A 16,126-nucleotide genomic window follows, 5' to 3' on the forward strand; every position below is an offset into this window, starting at 1 on the left:
CTCTATACCTCGTCCTCGAAGGGATCCCATTCCTCGACCTCGGCGATGACGCCATCGGTCGTCTCATGGGATGTAGCCCCGGCTTCCGCCGTTTCAACCGGGTCCGGGGTCACGATCCGGGTGATCGCGGTGATCCGGGCGGCGGGGAAGGCGCCGAAGACCGCCTGCACCACCGGGTTCTCCATCGCCTCGGCCTGATCGCGGGCCTTCTCGGCCTCGCGGGTCTCGGCGATGGTCGGCGCGCCGCCGTCATTCACCACGCTGACGCCCCAGCGCTGGCCGCCGGTCCAGCCGCGCAGCCGCTCGGCCAGACGCTGTGCCAGGTCGCGGGGGGCATTGCCGCGCGGCTCGAACTCGATCCGACCGGGGCCATAGCGGACCAGCGCCACGTGGTTTTCCACCTGCGTCAACAGGATCATGTCGCGCATCCGCCGGATCAGCTCGATCACCGAGGCGAAATCGGGATAGGCGGCAAAGGCCTCGGGCGCGACCGCCAGCGCCACCGCCTGACCCGAGGGCTGCATCGCAACCGGCGCGGGACGTGCGCTGGCGCGCGGGGCCTGACCGTTTCCGGCACCGGCCCCCTGAGTCCGTCCGAACTCGCCCGCCGCCTGCGCTTGCTGGACCTTGCGGATCAGCGCCTCGGGGTCGGGCAGGTCGGCCACATGGGTCAGACGGATGATCGCCATCTCGGCCGCCATCATCGCGTTCGGCGCGGCCGAGACTTCCTCCAGCGCCTTCAACAGCATCTGCCAGAGCCGCGTCAGCACCCGCATCGGCAGGTCTTGCGCCAGTGCCTGACCGCGCCTGCGCTCATCGGGGGCGACGGTCGGGTCCTCGGCGGCCTCGGGGGTGATCTTCACGATCGAGACCCAATGGGTGATCTCGGCCAGATCGCGCAGCACCGCCACCGGGTCGGCGCCATCGGCATATTGCGCGCCCAGCTCGTTCAGCGCCGCTGCCGCATCGCCGCGCAGGATCATTTCGAACAGGTCGATCACCCGCCCGCGATCGGCCAGACCCAGCATCGCGCGCACCTGTGGCGCCGTCGTCTCGCCCGCACCATGGCTGATCGCCTGGTCGAGAAGGCTGGTCGCGTCACGGGCCGAGCCTTCTGCGGCGCGGGTGATCAAGGCCAGCGCGTCATCGGTGATCGAGGCGCCCTCGGTCCCGGCGATCTTCTGCAACAGCGCGATCATCACCTCGGGCTCGATCCGGCGCAGGTCAAAGCGCTGGCAACGCGACAGCACGGTGACTGGCACCTTGCGGATCTCGGTGGTGGCGAAGATGAACTTCACATGCGGGGGCGGTTCCTCCAGCGTCTTGAGCAGCGCGTTGAAGGCGCTGGTCGAGAGCATGTGCACCTCGTCGATGATGTAGATCTTGTAGCGCGCCGAGGCCGCCCGGTAATGCACCGATTCGATGATCTCGCGGATATCGCCGACGCCGGTGCGCGAGGCGGCGTCCATTTCCAGCACGTCGACATGGCGGCCCTCGCTGATCGCCACGCAATGCTCGCACTTGCCGCAAGGCTCGGTCGTCGGGCCGCCGGTGCCGTCGGGACCGATGCAGTTCATGCCCTTGGCGATGATCCGGGCGGTGGTGGTCTTGCCGGTGCCGCGGATCCCGGTCATCACGAAGGCCTGCGCGATTCGGTCGGCGGCAAAGGCGTTCTTCAGCGTACGCACCATCGCGTCCTGTCCGACGAGATCGGCAAAGGTCTCGGGCCGGTATTTCCGTGCCAGCACCTGATAGTTCTGTTCGCTCTCGCTCATGCCCGCCCCGTTTCTGCCGCGCCACTCTAGCCGGGCGCTGAGGGGGCGGCAACCGCCGGAGGATGGCTCAGGCTGCCGCCAGCCCCGACAGGCGCTGGTGCAGATCCTCGCGCCTCAGACCCTCCTTCGACCCGCCGGCCACGACCGCGCCGCGCTCCATCAGCGCGAAGCGGTCGCCAAGATCCCAGGCAAAGTCGAAATACTGTTCGACCAGCACGATGGCCATCTCGCCCTGGTCGCGCAGCGCGGCGATGACCTGGCCGATCTGGGCGATGATATTCGGCTGGATGCCCTCGGTCGGCTCGTCCATCAACAGAACGCGCGGCCGGATCACCAGCGCGCGGGCGATGGCCAATTGCTGCTGCTGGCCGCCCGACAGGTCGCCGCCTCGGCGATGGGCCATCTCGGCCAGAACCGGGAAGCTGTCGAAGATCTCGTCCGGCACCTTGCGCGACCCGCGCGGCAGGCAGCCAAAGCCGGTCTCGAGGTTCTCGCGCACGCTGAGCATGGGGAAGATCGCTCTCCCCTGCGGCACGTAACCCACGCCGCGCCGCGCCATCTCCTGCGCCGAGACCCGGCCCAGCCTCTCGCCCATCAGCCTGAGCTCGCCACCCGAGCGCGGATGCCGCCCGGCCAGAAGGTTCATCAGCGAGGTCTTGCCCACGCCGTTATTGCCCATGACACAGGTCACTTGCCCGGGCTCTGCGGTCAGCGAGACCCCGTGCAGGACCTGCGACCCTCCGTAATGCAGGGTAACGTTCTCGGCTTCGATCATCTTCAGCGCCCCAGATAAACCTCGATCACCTCGGGATTGGCGGACACATGGTCCAGCGATCCCTCGGCCAGAACCGCGCCCTGATGCAGCACGGTCACCTTGCAGCTCAGCCGCCGCACGAACTCCATGTCGTGCTCGACCACCACCACGGCGCGGGTCTCGGCCAGACGGCGCAAGAGCGTCGTGGTCTGCTCGCGCTCGGCCAGCGTCATACCCGCCGCCGGCTCGTCGACCAGCAGCAGGCGCGGTTCCTGCGCCAGAAGCATCCCGATCTCCAGCCATTGCTTCTGACCGTGGCTCAACTCGCCCGCCTTGTGATCCAGCCGCTGCGCCAGACCGACCTCGCCGGCCAGCTCGGCCACCCGCGCGACGCTGTCGGGGGTGGGTTTCCAGCGCATCACCCGGAACGGGCCGCGCGGGGCCTTCAGCGCCATGGTCAGGTTTTCCGCGACCGTCTGGTCCTCGAACACCGTCGGGCGCTGGAACTTGCGGCCGATGCCGGCGCGGGCGATCTGCGCCTCGCTGAGCTTCAGCAGTGATTGCGAGCGTTCGCCCCACAGCACCTGCCCGCTATCGGGGCGGGTCTTGCCGGTGACGATATCCATGAAGGTGGTCTTGCCGGCGCCATTGGGGCCGATCACCGCCCTGAGCTCGACCGCGCCGATGTTGAACGACAGGTTGTTGATCGCCCGGAACCCGTCGAAGGTCTTGGAGATGCCGTTCACTTCCAGAAGCGCGGTCATGCCTCGGCCTCCTTTTCGCGCAATGCACCCAGATCCGGGCCAAGGTCGCGCCCGCGCCGGTTCGGCATGCGGAACCCCTTCACCGCGTCGATGATCGAGGACAGCCCGCGCGGCGCGAACAGGGTGACGCAGACGAAGGCCAGCCCCAAGAGCACCTGCCACCAGTCGACCCATTTCACCGTATAGAGGCCGAGGTTCAGGTCGGGCGCCCGCCCGCCGGTGAACCAGCTCGACAGCAGCGAGACGACCACCGCGCCGATCACCGCGCCATAGAGCCGCCCGCGCCCGCCGATCGCCACCCAGACCGCCAGGTAGATCGAGGCGATGGGGGCCAGTTCCGCCGGGTTGATGATCCCTGCCTGCGGATAATAGAGCGCGCCGGCAATGGCGCAGATCATCGCCGTCAGGGTGAAGACGGTCAGCTTGTAGCCCTCGACCGAATAGCCGAGAAACCGGACGCGGCTTTCATCGTCGCGGATGGCGCGGATGACGCTGCCGAACTTGCCCGACACCAGCCACGCGGCCAGCAGATAGGCCAGTGCAAGGGCCGCGGCCGAGGCCCAAAGAAACCAGACCGACAGGTCGGATTGCGGCACATGGGTCAGGCCGGGGATGTTCTGCAAGCCCGAGAGCCCGTTATTGCCGCGAAAGCCGCTGTCGTTCTGGTAAAGCCACAGCGCCAGAGCCAGCGTCATCGCCTGCGTCAGGATCGACAGGTAAACCCCGTTCACCCGCGAGCGAAAGGCGAGCCAGCCGAAGAGGAAGGCGAAGACCCCAGGCACAGCGAGGACCAGCAGCAGTTGCAGCGGCAGGCTGCCGGCAAAGCTCCAGGTCAGCGGCAATTCGGCCGATCCGACCACGCCGAAGATCTGCCCGGCAATGCCGTCGCTGATCTCGGTCGGCGTGGGCGGGATCGGCGCATTGGCCAGCGTCGCCGCGACGATCTCGCCGGTGCGGGCATACATCAGCCATTGCCCGATCATGTAGCCGCCAAGGGCGAAGAAGGCCATGTGCCCGAGCGACAGGATGCCGGCATAGCCCCAGACCAAGTCCATCGCCAGCGCGGCCAGCGCGAGGCACAGGGTCTTGCCAAGGGTCTTGACCATCGAGGTCGGGACCGCGCCCGAGCCGTAAGCCTCGGACATCAGGGTGACGGTCAGGGTAAAGACCGCCAGCACGGCGAGGAAGATCAGCACGGAAGGGTTCTTGCGGATGAACATGTCTCAGGCCTCTGCCGCGCGGCCTTTTTGCGGCATGATGCCGCGCGGCCGGAACTGGATGAAGATGATGATGAAGAGGATCATCCAGGTCTGCGCCGCCAGCGTATTGCCTGGGTTCAGCACCTCGATCCCCTTCTGCAGCCCGCCGATCAGCGCGGCGCCTGCCAGCGTGCCCCAGATATTGCCGACACCGCCGACCACGACGGTCATGAAGCTTTGCACGATGTAATCGCTGCCGAGTTCCGACGTGACCTTGGCGAACAGCCCGATGGCCACGCCGGCGATTCCGGCAATGCCCGAGCCGAGACCGAAGGTCATCATGGCGATGCGGTCAGGGTTGATCCCCATGCTTGCCGCCATGCCCGGGTTCTGCGTCACCGCCCGGACCTGCAACCCCAGCCGGGTGCGCTTCATGATGACAAGGAACAGCCCGAGGAACAGAAGCGCGAGGACGAAGATCGCAACCCGGATCGAGCTGATCGAGACGGTTTCGCCAAAACTGATCGAACCCTCCAGCCAGGCTGGCGCGGTCAGCGGGCGTGCCTGCGTGCCGAAGATGTTCTTGGCGATCTGCTGCAGCGCGATGGACACGCCGAAGGTCGCCAGCAGCGTCTCCAGCGGCCGTTTCGCCAGATGGCGGATGACCAGACGGTAGAGCAGCACGCCCGCGAGGAAGGTGACGGCAAAGGCGGCGGGCAGGGCCACGACCAGCGACAGGGTGCGGTCGACGATGACCGTCTGCACCACGTAGCCGGTATAGGCGCCCATCATGATGAACTCGCCATGCGCCATGTTGATGACGCCCATGACACCGAAGGTGATGGCAAGGCCGATGGCGGCAAGAAAATAGATCGAGGCCAAGGACAGCGCATCCAGCGTCAGGTCGGCGGCCTGTGCCATCCCTTCGCGTGTCTGCATCCCGCGCAGCGCAGCACGGGCGGCACTGGTGATCTCTGGGTTCGGCTCGGCATAGAGATCGGCGAAACGGTGGGTCTCCAGCGCCTGTGTGACCTCTTCGGCGGTGGCGATGGGGGCGACGGTGCCGGCCGCCGCCAGCGCGGCATAGGCGTCATCGCGGCGCGCGGGATCGGACTGCTCTGCCACCGGCACGCCGCCGACCTGACCCTCGGCCAGATGGGCCGCCAGCACGGCCTTGACCTCGGCATTGCCGGGGCGCGGTGGCGCCAGCCCGGCATCGACCAGCAAGGCATAGGCCTCGGCGCCGGGCAGGGCGTCGCTGCCCGGCGACAGTTCCTCGGCGATATTGGCATCCTCGGGCAAGCTTGCCGCCGCCACCCGGCGGGTTGCCAGCAGCGGGTTCAGCACGGCCTGGAAATCGGCGCTGGTCTCGGAGCCGAAACTGTCGATGGCCGCAAGCCGAGCCTCGGGGTTCTCGTCGTAACCGATGGTCAGCAGCCGGGTCAGCCGGTCCCGCCGTGCGGCCAGCGCCGGGTCGGTTTCCGGCGCGGCCTCGCGCAGCGCCTGCAACTGGCTGGCGTCGGGCTGGCGGGCAATCGCCTCCAGCGCGGCGCGGCGGCGGGCGGGGTCGGGATCGGTCAGCTGGAACTGCACCAGCGCCGCCGAGATCAGCCCGCGCACGCCGGAATTGGGTTTCAGCGCCTTGGCCTCGCCCGGAACGATCGCGCCGGTCGCGGCATCCCGCGCCGTCTCGCCGTCCAGAATGACGAAGCGGTCATCCACGAGACCAAGCCGCCGGTCGGCCCAGGCTTCCAGCACCGGACCGGCTTCAGGACCGGCGGCGGCCAGCGCCTCGATCACCGGACCGATGGTCTGGCGCGAGGGCTTTAAGATCTGGTTACGATGGGTCGTGAGCACGGACGCCAGATCCTGCGCGAAGGCCGGGGCAGCGAAGAGCAGCAGCAGGGAGAGAAGAAGATGGCGCATGGGGTTCCGTCCGCAAATGGGTCGGGCGCGGCGGGTTCAGCCGCGCCCCGTTGCCGTCAGTAGTTCGACTGAACCTGCACGCAGCTGTTCGTCTGCGTGTTCCACATGCCGCAGTCCTTGCCCGGCCAGTCGGCATCCAGCACTGCGCTTTCCGGCAGGAAGTCGGTCCAGGCATCGCCCGCCACCGGCTCGGTCTCGCTGACGATGTCGAACTGACCATCCTCGCGGATCTCGCCGATCAGCACCGGCTTGGTCAGGTGGTGGTTCGGCAGCACCTGCGCGGTCGAGCCGGTCAGGTTCGGCACCTCGATGCCAACGATGGCATCCAGCACCGCATCGGTATCCGTCGAGCCGGCCTTTTCCACCGCCGCGACCCAGGCGTTGAAGCCGATCATCGTGGCCTCCATCGGGTCGTTGGTCACGCGGTCCTCGCCCATCTTCGCCTTCCACTCGGCGATGAAGGCGGCATTGGCATCGCTCTCGGCGGTTTCAAAGTAGTTCCAGGCCGCCAGGTGGCCGACGAGGTTCGCGGTATCGAGACCCGACAGCTCTTCCTCGCCGACCGAGAAAGCCATGACCGGGATATCGTCAGCAGAAACCCCCGCCGCCGCCAACTCCTTGTAGAAGCCGACATTGGCATCGCCGTTGATGGTCGAGACCACGCCGACCTTCTTGCCATCCTTGCCAAGCGCCACCACGTCGGCGACGATCTTGGACCAGTCGGAATGACCGAAGGGGGTGTAGTTGACGAAGATATCCTCAGCCGCCACGCCCTTGCCCTTCAGATAGCTCTCGAGGATCGTGTTCGTGGTGCGCGGATAGACGTAATCGGTCCCGAGCAGCGCCCATTTCTCGACGCCCAACTCGTCGGTCATGTACTCCACCGCCGGGATCGCCTGCTGGTTCGGCGCGGCGCCGGTATAGATCACGTTCTTCGAACTTTCCTCGCCCTCGTATTGCACCGGGTAGAAGAGCAGCCCGTTCAACTCCTCGATCACCGGCAGCACCGATTTGCGGCTGACCGAGGTCCAGCAACCAAAGATCGCATCGACCCCCTGGTCCGAGATCAGCTCGCGCGCCTTTTCCGCGAACAAGGGCCAGTCCGAGGCCGGATCGACCACCACCGCCTCGATCTGCTTGCCCAACAGCCCGCCCTTGGCATTCTGCTGCTCGACCAGCATCAGGACCGTGTCCTTCAGCGTGGTCTCGGAAATGGCCATCGTTCCCGACAGCGAATGCAGCACGCCGATCTTGATCGTGTCGTCCTGCGCCCATGCCGCCCCGGCAAGAGCCATCATCGCGCAGCCGCCCAGCAGGCCCGTCATCACTCGCGTCATTTTTCGTCCCCAGAGTATTGGCCGCAGACATCCCGCCGCTTTCCCCTGCCGGGGCGCGGTGATAATGTGACGCGGCAACCTTGTTGCACCCGTGCGGCGGTGTCGTTTCCAGGCGTTCGCCGCCGCACACTTCCGGTCGGTTCCGACCTTTCGCATCTGCAGAAAAACCGCTGGCTTCACCGAGGGCAACGGCTTGCTGCGGCTTTTCATCGCCCTGCCGGGTGCTGCCGCATTTCGCGCCACGGCAGCCCGGCGCTGGTCAAGAAGCAGGCAGCAGGTCTATCCGCGCGGCGTCAGCCCACCCTCGCGGATCAGGAAATCGGCAATCGCCTCGACCCCCTGATCGTGGCGCAGCGCGGCCATGACCACCGGCCGTCCCGCGCGCGAGGTCCGCGCGTCGTGCTCCAGCAGATCGGTATCGACGCCCACATAGGGGCCAAGATCGGTCTTGTTCACCACCAGCAGGTCCGAGCGCGCCAGCCCCGGACCCTTCTTGCGCGGAATGTCCTGACCCGCCGCCGTGTCGATGACATAGATGGTCAGGTCGGCCAGTTCCGGCGAGAAGGTCGCGGCCAGGTTATCGCCGCCGGATTCGATCAGCACCAGTTCCAGGTCGGGAAAGGCGGCGTTGAGATCGGCGATGGCGGCCAGGTTGATGCTGGCGTCCTCGCGGATGGCGGTATGGGGGCAACCGCCGGTCTCGACGCCGCGAATGCGCTCGACCGGCAGCACCTGCGCCCGCATCAGCGCCTCGGCATCCTCGCGGGTATAGATGTCGTTCGTCACCACCGCCATCGACAGGCGCGGGGCGAGGCTGCGCGCCAGTTTCTCGGTCAGCGTGCTCTTGCCCGCGCCGACCGGGCCGCCGATGCCGACGCGAAGGGGTCCATTGCTCATGTCCTGAAGATCCTTGTTTCCATGCACTCGTGGCGGGCCTGCGCGATCTCGGCACCGACGGCGCAGCCACCCAGATCGGCCTCGTCGGCGGTTTCCGCGCGCAACGCCAGTTGCAGGATCAGCGGCGAGAGCCCGGCCAGCACCCGCTGGCCCTCGGTCTGCCCCAAGGGCAGGAACCGAACCGCCGCCTGCACCAGAGCCAGCACCTGACCCTGCAGGTAAAGCCCGATGATCTCGGCGCGCGGCAGCCCCAGCCCGGCACAGGCCCGCCCGACCGCGACCGGCAGGGCCGTGGGGGTTTCCGGCGTTCCGGTCAGCACAGCCGCCACCCGCGCAAAAGCCGCGCCCTGTTCCAGCGTTTCGGTCAGCCGCTCCCCCGTCAGGCACAGCGCCCGCGCCAGATCGTCCAGCGCCGCGTGGTCCGCCTCCGGCCGCAGCGACAGGGACAGGATCACCGCATCCGACCAGCCCGCGCCATGTTCCAGTACATCCCCGATCCAGCGGGCCAGCGACGCGCCATCCTGCACCGCGCCCGTATCCATTGCCCATTCCAGCCCCTGCGCATAGGCGAAGGCCCCGGTCGGAAAGGCAGGGGACAGCAGCTGAACCGCCAGCAGGCGGCCCCCGCTATCGACCGTTTCAGTGGGAATGGCCGAAGGTCCGTCCATGACCGTAAGCGCCTCCCTCGGGGCGGAAGGGGGCGAAACTGCGGGTGATCCGTGCGCCCAGTTGCGCCAGCATCGCCTCGAGCACCGGATCGGCCCGGATGACCAGATGATCGCCATGCAATTCGCAGGGGCAATGGCGGTTGCCGATATGCCAGGCGAGGCGGGGCAGATCGCCCTCGATCACCAGCACCTGCTCACGCGCCTCGATCACCTCGACCGCGCGGCCATCGGCCAGCGCAAAGGCGGCGCCGTCGGGCAGGCTGACCGCCTGCGGCAGATCGACGAGGAAGCCCGCGCCCGCATCCGTCACCAGCCGCTTGCGCCTCAGGCAACGGCCCTCGTAGTCCAGCACCACCCGGCCCGCCACGGCCCGGCCATGGCCGGATTCGAGCACCTCGCCCGCCACGCCCAGATCTTCGGGTTTCTCTTTCGTCAAAATATCCATGCCGACCTCAGAACAGGAAATAGCGTTGGGCAAGGGGCAATTCCGCCGCCGCTTCGACGGTCAAGAGCACGCCATCGGCCCTGACCTCGTAGGTTTCGGGATCAACCTCGATCAGCGGCGTCGCATCGTTCAGCCGCATGTCGGATTTGCCGATGCCGCGCGTCCCCTCGACCGCGATCATCGCCTTGCCAAGGCCCTCGCCGCAGCCCCGCTCAAGCCCGGCCTTCGAGACGAAACTGACCGACGCCGACTGGCAGGCGCGGCCAAGTGCGCCGAACATCGGGCGGGACTGCATCGGCTGCGGCGTCGGGATCGAGGCGTTCGGGTCGCCCATCTGCGCCATGACGATCTGCCCGCCGATCAGCGACATCTCGGGCTTGGCCCCGAAGAAGGCCGGGTGCCAGATCACCAGATCGGCGCGTTTTCCAACCTCGACGCTGCCGACATGGGCGGAAATGCCATGCGCCACCGCCGGGTTGATGGTGTATTTCGCGACATAGCGCCGGGCGCGAAGGTTGTCATTCGCGCCGGCCTCACCCTCCAACCGCCCGCGCTGGACCTTCATCTTGTGGGCGGTCTGCCATGTGCGGGTGACGACCTCGCCCACGCGCCCCATGGCCTGACTGTCAGAAGAGATGATCGAGAACGCCCCCAGATCATGCAGGATATCCTCGGCGGCGATGGTCTCGCGGCGGATGCGGCTTTCGGCGAAGGCGACATCCTCGGGGATCGAGCGGTCGAGGTGATGGCAGACCATCAGCATGTCGAGATGCTCTTCGATCGTATTCCGCGTGTAAGGCCGCGTCGGGTTGGTCGAGGACGGGATGACGTTCTGCGAGCCGACCACACGGATGATGTCGGGGGCATGGCCGCCGCCTGCGCCCTCGGTGTGATAGGCATGGATGGTGCGCCCGCCGATGGCCTTCAGCGTGTTCTCGACAAAGCCAGACTCGTTCAGCGTGTCGGTATGGATCATCACCTGCACATCCATCCGCTCGGCCACCGACAGGCAGCAATCGATGGCGGCGGGGGTGGTGCCCCAGTCCTCGTGCAGCTTCATGGCGCAGGCCCCGGCACGCACCTGCTCCTCCAGCGCCTCGGGGCGCGAGGCATTCCCTTTGCCGGCCAGCCCGATGTTCATCGGCAGGCTGTCGGCGGCCTCGAGCATCCGGCGGAGATGCCAGGGCCCCGGCGTGCAGGTGGTGGCCAGCGTGCCATGGGCCGGGCCGGTGCCGCCGCCGATCATCGTGGTGATGCCGGAATGCAGCGCGTCCTCGACCTGCTGGGGGCAGATGAAATGGATGTGGCAGTCGATCCCGCCTGCCGTGACGATGCGGCCCTCGGCGGCGATGATCTCGGTGCCGGGGCCGATGATCAGGGTGACGCCGGGCTGGGTGTCGGGATTGCCGGCCTTGCCGATGCCGGCGATCATCCCGGTGCGAAGGCCGATATCGGCCTTGTAGATGCCGGTATGGTCAAGGATCAGCGCATTGGTGATGACCGTGTCCATGGCCCCATTGGCGCGGCTGATCTGGCTTTGCCCCATGCCATCGCGGATCACCTTGCCGCCGCCGAACTTCACCTCTTCGCCATAGATGGTCAGGTCGCGCTCGACCTCGATGACCAGATCGGTATCGCCAAGGCGCACTCGGTCGCCCGTGGTCGGTCCGAACATGTCGGCATAGGCGGCGCGCGAGATTTCAACCGGCATCGTCGAGTGCCCCCATGACTTGCGCATTGAAGCCCCAGACCGCCCGCGCCCCGGCATAGGGGATCAGCCGCACCTCGCGGCGCTGGCCGGGTTCAAAGCGGATGGCGGTCCCGGCGGCGATGTCGAGGCGCATCCCGCGCGCCGCCGCCCGGTCGAACTCAAGCCCGGCATTGGTTTCGGCGAAATGGTAATGGCTGCCGACCTGCACCGGCCGGTCGCCGGTATTGGCGACCATCAGCGTGATTGCCGGCCGGTTGGCGTTCAGGGTCAGCTGCCCCTCTGCGGGCATGATCTCTCCGGGGATCATGGCTCAGCCCGCCAGACCGAGGGCCAGACCGCCAAGCGCGGTGCCCGCGCCCAGAACCCGCAGGCTGAGGCTGGGGATCACCCGGCCCGCCGCGATGCCCACGATATGCAGCGCCATCGTGGCTGCGGCAAAGCCCATCGCATAGATCGCCAGCCCGCTTGCCGGTCCCTCGGCCCCATGCGCCCAGCCATGGGCAAAACCAAAAACCGCGGCCATCGCCGCCATCGCGGAGAGGGGTAGGCGCAGGGCGAAAGCCACCAGCGCACCGAGGATGATGACCGAGGCTAGGATCACCGGCTCGACCGCCGGGAAGCCGATGCCCGCCGCGCCCGCGACCCCGCCGGCCAGCATCGCGCCGACGAAGGTGACGGGCAGCAGCCACAGTGCCCGCCCGCCCGCTTGCGCGGCCAGAAGGCCAAGCGCCACCATGGCCAGCAGGTGATCGGCGCCGCCAAGAGGATGGGCGAAGCCGGTGGCAAGGCTGCCGGTCTCGTGGCCGGCATGGGCCAGCGCCATGCCGGGGGTCAGGGTCAGCAGCAGGGGAAGTAGGCGTTTCATGATCGCTCCTGTCAAAATGGGTTCAGCGAATGGGATGATGCACGGTCACCAGCTTTGTGCCATCGGGAAAGGTGGCCTCGACCTGCACCGTCTCGATCATCGCGGGGATGCCAGCCATGCAATCCTCGGCCCGGATCACCTGCGCCCCGGCGGCCATCAGATCGGCGACGCTGCGGCCATCGCGCGCGCCCTCGACGACGAAATCGGTGATCAGCGCGATCGCCTCGGGGTGGTTCAGCTTGACCCCACGCGACAGCCGCCCGCGCGCGACCATGGCGGCGAGGCTGATCAGCAGCTTGTCTTTTTCGCGTGGCGTCAGGTTCATCGTGTTCTCCTAGTTCTGCCAGACCCGGGGCAGCGCGCCCGGTCGCAAGGTCTCGATCAGGCGGATCATCTGCCGGCGCAGCGGCCAGGCATCCGGCGCAAGGGCGCGCAGCACCAGCCGACCGGGCAGGGCCGAGGCGGCGGCGGTGACGCCCGGTTCATCCAGTTGGGCGCGCAGCGCGGGCAGGGCATCGGCGGCATCGGGGGCGATGAGCAGCAGCACCGCCATGGCGCGCATGCCGTTGAGCAGCGCGGGGTTCCCGGCGCGCGTCAGCGCGTCGTCAGTCAGCCGGAACGGATCGAGCAGCACCAGCCGCCCCTCGCGCCGGATCACCCGCCGGTCGGTAAGGCGCAACTGCCCGACCACTTCACCCATCGCGGCGCGGCCCAGCACCACGGTCTCGATGCCCAGAAACCGGGCCTCAGCGCCCAACTCCACCCGCGTCTCACGCGCGAGCCCGGCGCCGTTGAACAGGATCGTCTCCTGCGGCAGCCAGTCCAGTTCCGCGCTCGGTCCCAGCACCAGATCAACCCGCGCCACGGCCACCGGCCCATCGGCGCGATAGGCACGCTCGGCGGTCTGGGTGGTCGCCACCGCCCTCGTTCCGGCCCCGAGTTCCACCCGGTAAGCCAGCCGGTCGCCCGAGGTCAGCCCGCCCGAGGTGTTCAGGAACACGACCTCGGGCCGGTCGCCATGCGTGCGCGGCAGCATCGCCTTGGCCGAGCCGGACTGTCCGAGGTCAAGGATCCGGCCCCGGTCCAGATGGACAAGGGCCGAGCCATGGCTGCGTTGAAGGGCGGGGGCGTCGAACATGCCCGAAGGTTAGGCACGGGGCGAGCGCGGTCAAAAGGGGCGCACCGCCTGCGCGGAAGTCCCGTTCACCAAAACGGGGCGGAGTGCCTGCAATCGCGGCAATCCGCCCGAATTTCGGGCAGGGGGCGGATCAGGCGGTCTTGATCTCCGCTAGCCCCAACTCTTCGATCATCGCATCGCGCATGACGAATTTCTGCGCCTTGCCGGTCACGGTCATCGGCAGTTCGGGGCGGAAGCGGACATAGCGCGGCACCTTGTAATGCGCCATCAAGCCCTTGGCAAAGCTGCGGATATCCTCTTCCGTGGCGCTGGCGCCCGGCTTCAGAACGATCCATGCGGCGACCTCTTCGCCGTATTTCTCGTCGGGCACGCCGAAGACCTGCACCAGCTGCACCGCCGGATGCTGGAACAGGTATTCCTCGATCTCGCGCGGATAGATGTTCTCGCCGCCCCGGATCAGCATGTCCTTGACCCGCCCGACGATGTTGCAAAAGCCCTCTTCGTCGATCACCGCCAGATCGCCGGTCTGCATCCAGCCCTCGGCATCGACGGCTTCGGCGGTTTTCTTCGGCTCGTTCCAATAGCCCTTCATCACCGAATAGCCCCGCGTGCAAAGTTGCCCGGTGGTGCCGACCGGAACGGTCTGGCCCTCGCCATCGATCAGCTTGACCTCGAGATGGGGATGGATGCGCCCGACCGTGGTCACGCGCTTTTCCAAGGGATCATCGGTATGGGACTGGAACGAGACCGGCGAGGTCTCGGTCATGCCATAGGCGATGGTGACTTCCGCCATATGCATCTGGCTGACGACGCGCTTCATCACCTCGATCGGGCAGGGCGCGCCGGCCATGATGCCGGTGCGCAGGCTGTTGAGGTCGTGATGGTGGAAGCGTTCGGTGTCCAGCATGGCCGAGAACATGGTCGGCACGCCGTAAAGCGCGGTGCAGCGCTCGGCCGCGATGGCGGTCAGCACCTGCTCGGGGTCAAAGCCCTCGCCCGGAAAGACCATGGTCGCGCCTTTGGAAACGCTGCCCAGCACCCCCATGACCATGCCGAAGCAATGGTAGAGCGGCACCGGGATGCACAGCCGGTCCTCGGGCGAGAAGCCCATGGTGCGGGTGACGAAATGGCCGTTGTTGACGATGTTGCGATGGCTCAGCGTCGCGCCCTTGGGCAGGCCGGTGGTGCCCGAGGTGAACTGGATGTTGATCGCGTCACCGGGTGACAGCACCGCGCTGATCCGGTCGAGCCGGGCGGTGTCGGCAGGGGTTGCGGCGATCTCGGCGAAGTTCAGCATCCCGGGGATGTCGGTGCCGTCCCCCATGCGGATGACCATGCGCAGATCGGGCAGGCGTTCGGCCATCAGCGCGCCGGGCTGGGCGGTGTCGAGTTCAGGCGCCAGTTGCCGGATCATACCCAGATAGTCCGAGCTTTTGAACCGGTCTGCCAGCACCAGCGCGCGGACGCCGACATGGCGCAGCGCATAGTCCAGTTCGCCCACGCGATAGGCCGGGTTCACGTTGACCAGAACGGCGCCGATCCGGGCGGTGGCGAATTGCGTCAGCACCCATTCGGGTCGGTTCGGCGACCAGATGCCGACGCGGTCGCCCCGCGTGATGCCGAGGTTGAGAAGCCCCGTCGCCAGCCGGTCCACCGCCGCGCCGAACTCGGCATAGGTCAGGCGCAGCCCGTGTTCGGGAAAGATCAGCGCCTCGCGGTCGGGATGTGCGGCCATCGCCCCTTGCAGCAATTCAAAGATGGTTTCCTCGCGCAGGGGGCTGTCGACCGGCCCGGCGACCCGGCTTTCCGCGGCGCTGACCGGCGCCTCCTGATAGATGCTCATTGCCTTGTCCTTTCAGCGATTGGCCGGGCGCGCCGCGCCTCAGGCCGGTGTCCATGAATAGATCGCCAGCCCGACCCATAACGCCGCGCCGATCAGCGGTGCCAGCCGATGGGCGAGGGGCGGCAGGCGCAACCGGATCCAGCGGCGCGGGCTCGGCTGGCGGCGCATCAGCCAGACGCGGCAGGCGAGGATCACATGGGTGATCGCCAGCGCCGAGAAAAGCCAGAAGCTCTGGATGTGGAAATCGCGGGTGGCGGGGCTGGCGGCAAGGCGTTCGGGCACGAAAGGGACCCGGTTCGGCAAGCCCCACCAGACCGGCGCATAGCCCCAGCCCGGTCCCATGCCATGCAGGATCGGCCCTGACACCGGAATGACGAACGCCCCCACCATCAGCCCCCAGAAGACCACCCGGTCAAGCACCGGCGCCCAGCCCACCCGGCCCGTCGGCACCGCCCGCCGTCGCCAGGGCCGCAAGGCGATGGCGAGGCCGGGAACGAGGAACAGCATCGCCAGTCCGACGGTCTTGTGCAATCCATAAATGGTGACCGTCCAGGCCGCCTCGCGCCCCGCCGCATAGGGCAGCAGGTTGCCATATTCGCTGATCCCGATGGCCAGAACCAGCCCGGGGGCGAGAATCCAGTGGAAGGTCCGCTCGGCCAGTCGCAGGAACCTGCGCCCAGACCCCGCAGGGCGTGCCGCAGCTTGCGCGGGGTTTCGTGTCGTTCCCTGATTAGTCACGATATTTCAATGTCTTGAACGATTTCATAAGCGATCCCGCACGCAGGTTTTCGTTGACGTAGCGTC

General features: G+C 67.4%; 16 protein-coding genes. All 16 read right to left on the bottom strand.

Annotation, left to right across the window (positions count from 1 at the left end):
* Positions 1-2: 2 nt before the first annotated feature.
* The 16 genes from Q1A36_RS06425 to Q1A36_RS06500 all read right to left on the bottom strand — a co-directional run bounded on the left by Q1A36_RS06425 (position 3) and on the right by Q1A36_RS06500 (position 16,060).
* Positions 3-1,775, bottom strand: coding sequence for a DNA polymerase III subunit gamma/tau (locus Q1A36_RS06425; RefSeq protein WP_299841181.1), 1,773 nt, complete (start codon positions 1,773-1,775; stop codon positions 3-5).
* 67 nt (positions 1,776-1,842) lie between these two features.
* Positions 1,843-2,550 (bottom strand): urea ABC transporter ATP-binding subunit UrtE, encoded by a 708-nt coding sequence (urtE, locus tag Q1A36_RS06430; RefSeq protein ID WP_299841183.1) that lies wholly within the window; start codon positions 2,548-2,550, stop codon positions 1,843-1,845.
* Positions 2,551-2,552: 2 nt separating this feature from the next.
* Complete coding sequence (gene urtD / locus Q1A36_RS06435; protein ID WP_299841185.1) at positions 2,553-3,293, bottom strand: urea ABC transporter ATP-binding protein UrtD; 741 nt, start codon at positions 3,291-3,293, stop codon at positions 2,553-2,555.
* On the bottom strand, positions 3,290-4,513 hold the full coding sequence (urtC, locus tag Q1A36_RS06440) for an urea ABC transporter permease subunit UrtC (RefSeq protein ID WP_299841187.1): 1,224 nt from the start codon (positions 4,511-4,513) through the stop codon (positions 3,290-3,292). The genes urtD and urtC overlap by 4 nt, the downstream gene beginning before the upstream one ends.
* 3 nt (positions 4,514-4,516) lie before the next feature.
* Positions 4,517-6,418, bottom strand: a complete 1,902-nt coding sequence (gene urtB / locus Q1A36_RS06445; protein ID WP_299841189.1) for an urea ABC transporter permease subunit UrtB — start codon at positions 6,416-6,418, stop codon at positions 4,517-4,519.
* A 56-nt stretch (positions 6,419-6,474) separates the two neighbouring features.
* Positions 6,475-7,743: an urea ABC transporter substrate-binding protein gene (urtA, locus tag Q1A36_RS06450; RefSeq protein WP_299841191.1), complete on the bottom strand. Its 1,269-nt coding sequence runs from the start codon at positions 7,741-7,743 to the stop codon at positions 6,475-6,477.
* A gap of 291 nt (positions 7,744-8,034) precedes the next feature.
* On the bottom strand, positions 8,035-8,652 hold the full coding sequence (gene ureG / locus Q1A36_RS06455) for an urease accessory protein UreG (protein WP_299841193.1): 618 nt from the start codon (positions 8,650-8,652) through the stop codon (positions 8,035-8,037).
* On the bottom strand, positions 8,649-9,320 hold the full coding sequence (locus tag Q1A36_RS06460; protein WP_299841195.1) for an urease accessory UreF family protein: 672 nt from the start codon (positions 9,318-9,320) through the stop codon (positions 8,649-8,651). Before Q1A36_RS06460 ends, ureG begins: the two co-directional genes overlap by 4 nt.
* Positions 9,292-9,765 (bottom strand): urease accessory protein UreE, encoded by a 474-nt coding sequence (locus Q1A36_RS06465; protein WP_299841197.1) that lies wholly within the window; start codon positions 9,763-9,765, stop codon positions 9,292-9,294. The genes Q1A36_RS06460 and Q1A36_RS06465 overlap by 29 nt, the downstream gene beginning before the upstream one ends.
* Before the next feature lie 7 nt (positions 9,766-9,772).
* Complete coding sequence (ureC, locus tag Q1A36_RS06470) at positions 9,773-11,476, bottom strand: urease subunit alpha (RefSeq protein ID WP_299841199.1); 1,704 nt, start codon at positions 11,474-11,476, stop codon at positions 9,773-9,775.
* Complete coding sequence (locus Q1A36_RS06475; protein ID WP_299841201.1) at positions 11,466-11,783, bottom strand: urease subunit beta; 318 nt, start codon at positions 11,781-11,783, stop codon at positions 11,466-11,468. The genes ureC and Q1A36_RS06475 overlap by 11 nt, the downstream gene beginning before the upstream one ends.
* A 3-nt stretch (positions 11,784-11,786) precedes the next feature.
* Positions 11,787-12,341, bottom strand: coding sequence for a HupE/UreJ family protein (locus Q1A36_RS06480; protein ID WP_299841203.1), 555 nt, complete (start codon positions 12,339-12,341; stop codon positions 11,787-11,789).
* A gap of 22 nt (positions 12,342-12,363) precedes the next feature.
* Complete coding sequence (locus Q1A36_RS06485) at positions 12,364-12,666, bottom strand: urease subunit gamma (RefSeq protein WP_299841205.1); 303 nt, start codon at positions 12,664-12,666, stop codon at positions 12,364-12,366.
* Positions 12,667-12,675: 9 nt separating this feature from the next.
* Positions 12,676-13,479 carry an urease accessory protein UreD gene (locus Q1A36_RS06490; protein WP_299841206.1) on the bottom strand — a complete coding sequence of 268 codons (804 nt, stop codon included), beginning with the start codon at positions 13,477-13,479 and terminating at the stop codon, positions 12,676-12,678.
* Positions 13,480-13,609: 130 nt separating this feature from the next.
* Positions 13,610-15,322: an AMP-binding protein gene (locus Q1A36_RS06495; RefSeq protein WP_299841208.1), complete on the bottom strand. Its 1,713-nt coding sequence runs from the start codon at positions 15,320-15,322 to the stop codon at positions 13,610-13,612.
* Between the two features lie 39 nt (positions 15,323-15,361).
* Positions 15,362-16,060: a cytochrome b/b6 domain-containing protein gene (locus Q1A36_RS06500; protein ID WP_299841210.1), complete on the bottom strand. Its 699-nt coding sequence runs from the start codon at positions 16,058-16,060 to the stop codon at positions 15,362-15,364.
* Positions 16,061-16,126: the final 66 nt, after the last annotated feature.

The organism is uncultured Paracoccus sp., assembly GCF_947487305.1.
GTDB lineage: Bacteria > Pseudomonadota > Alphaproteobacteria > Rhodobacterales > Rhodobacteraceae > Paracoccus.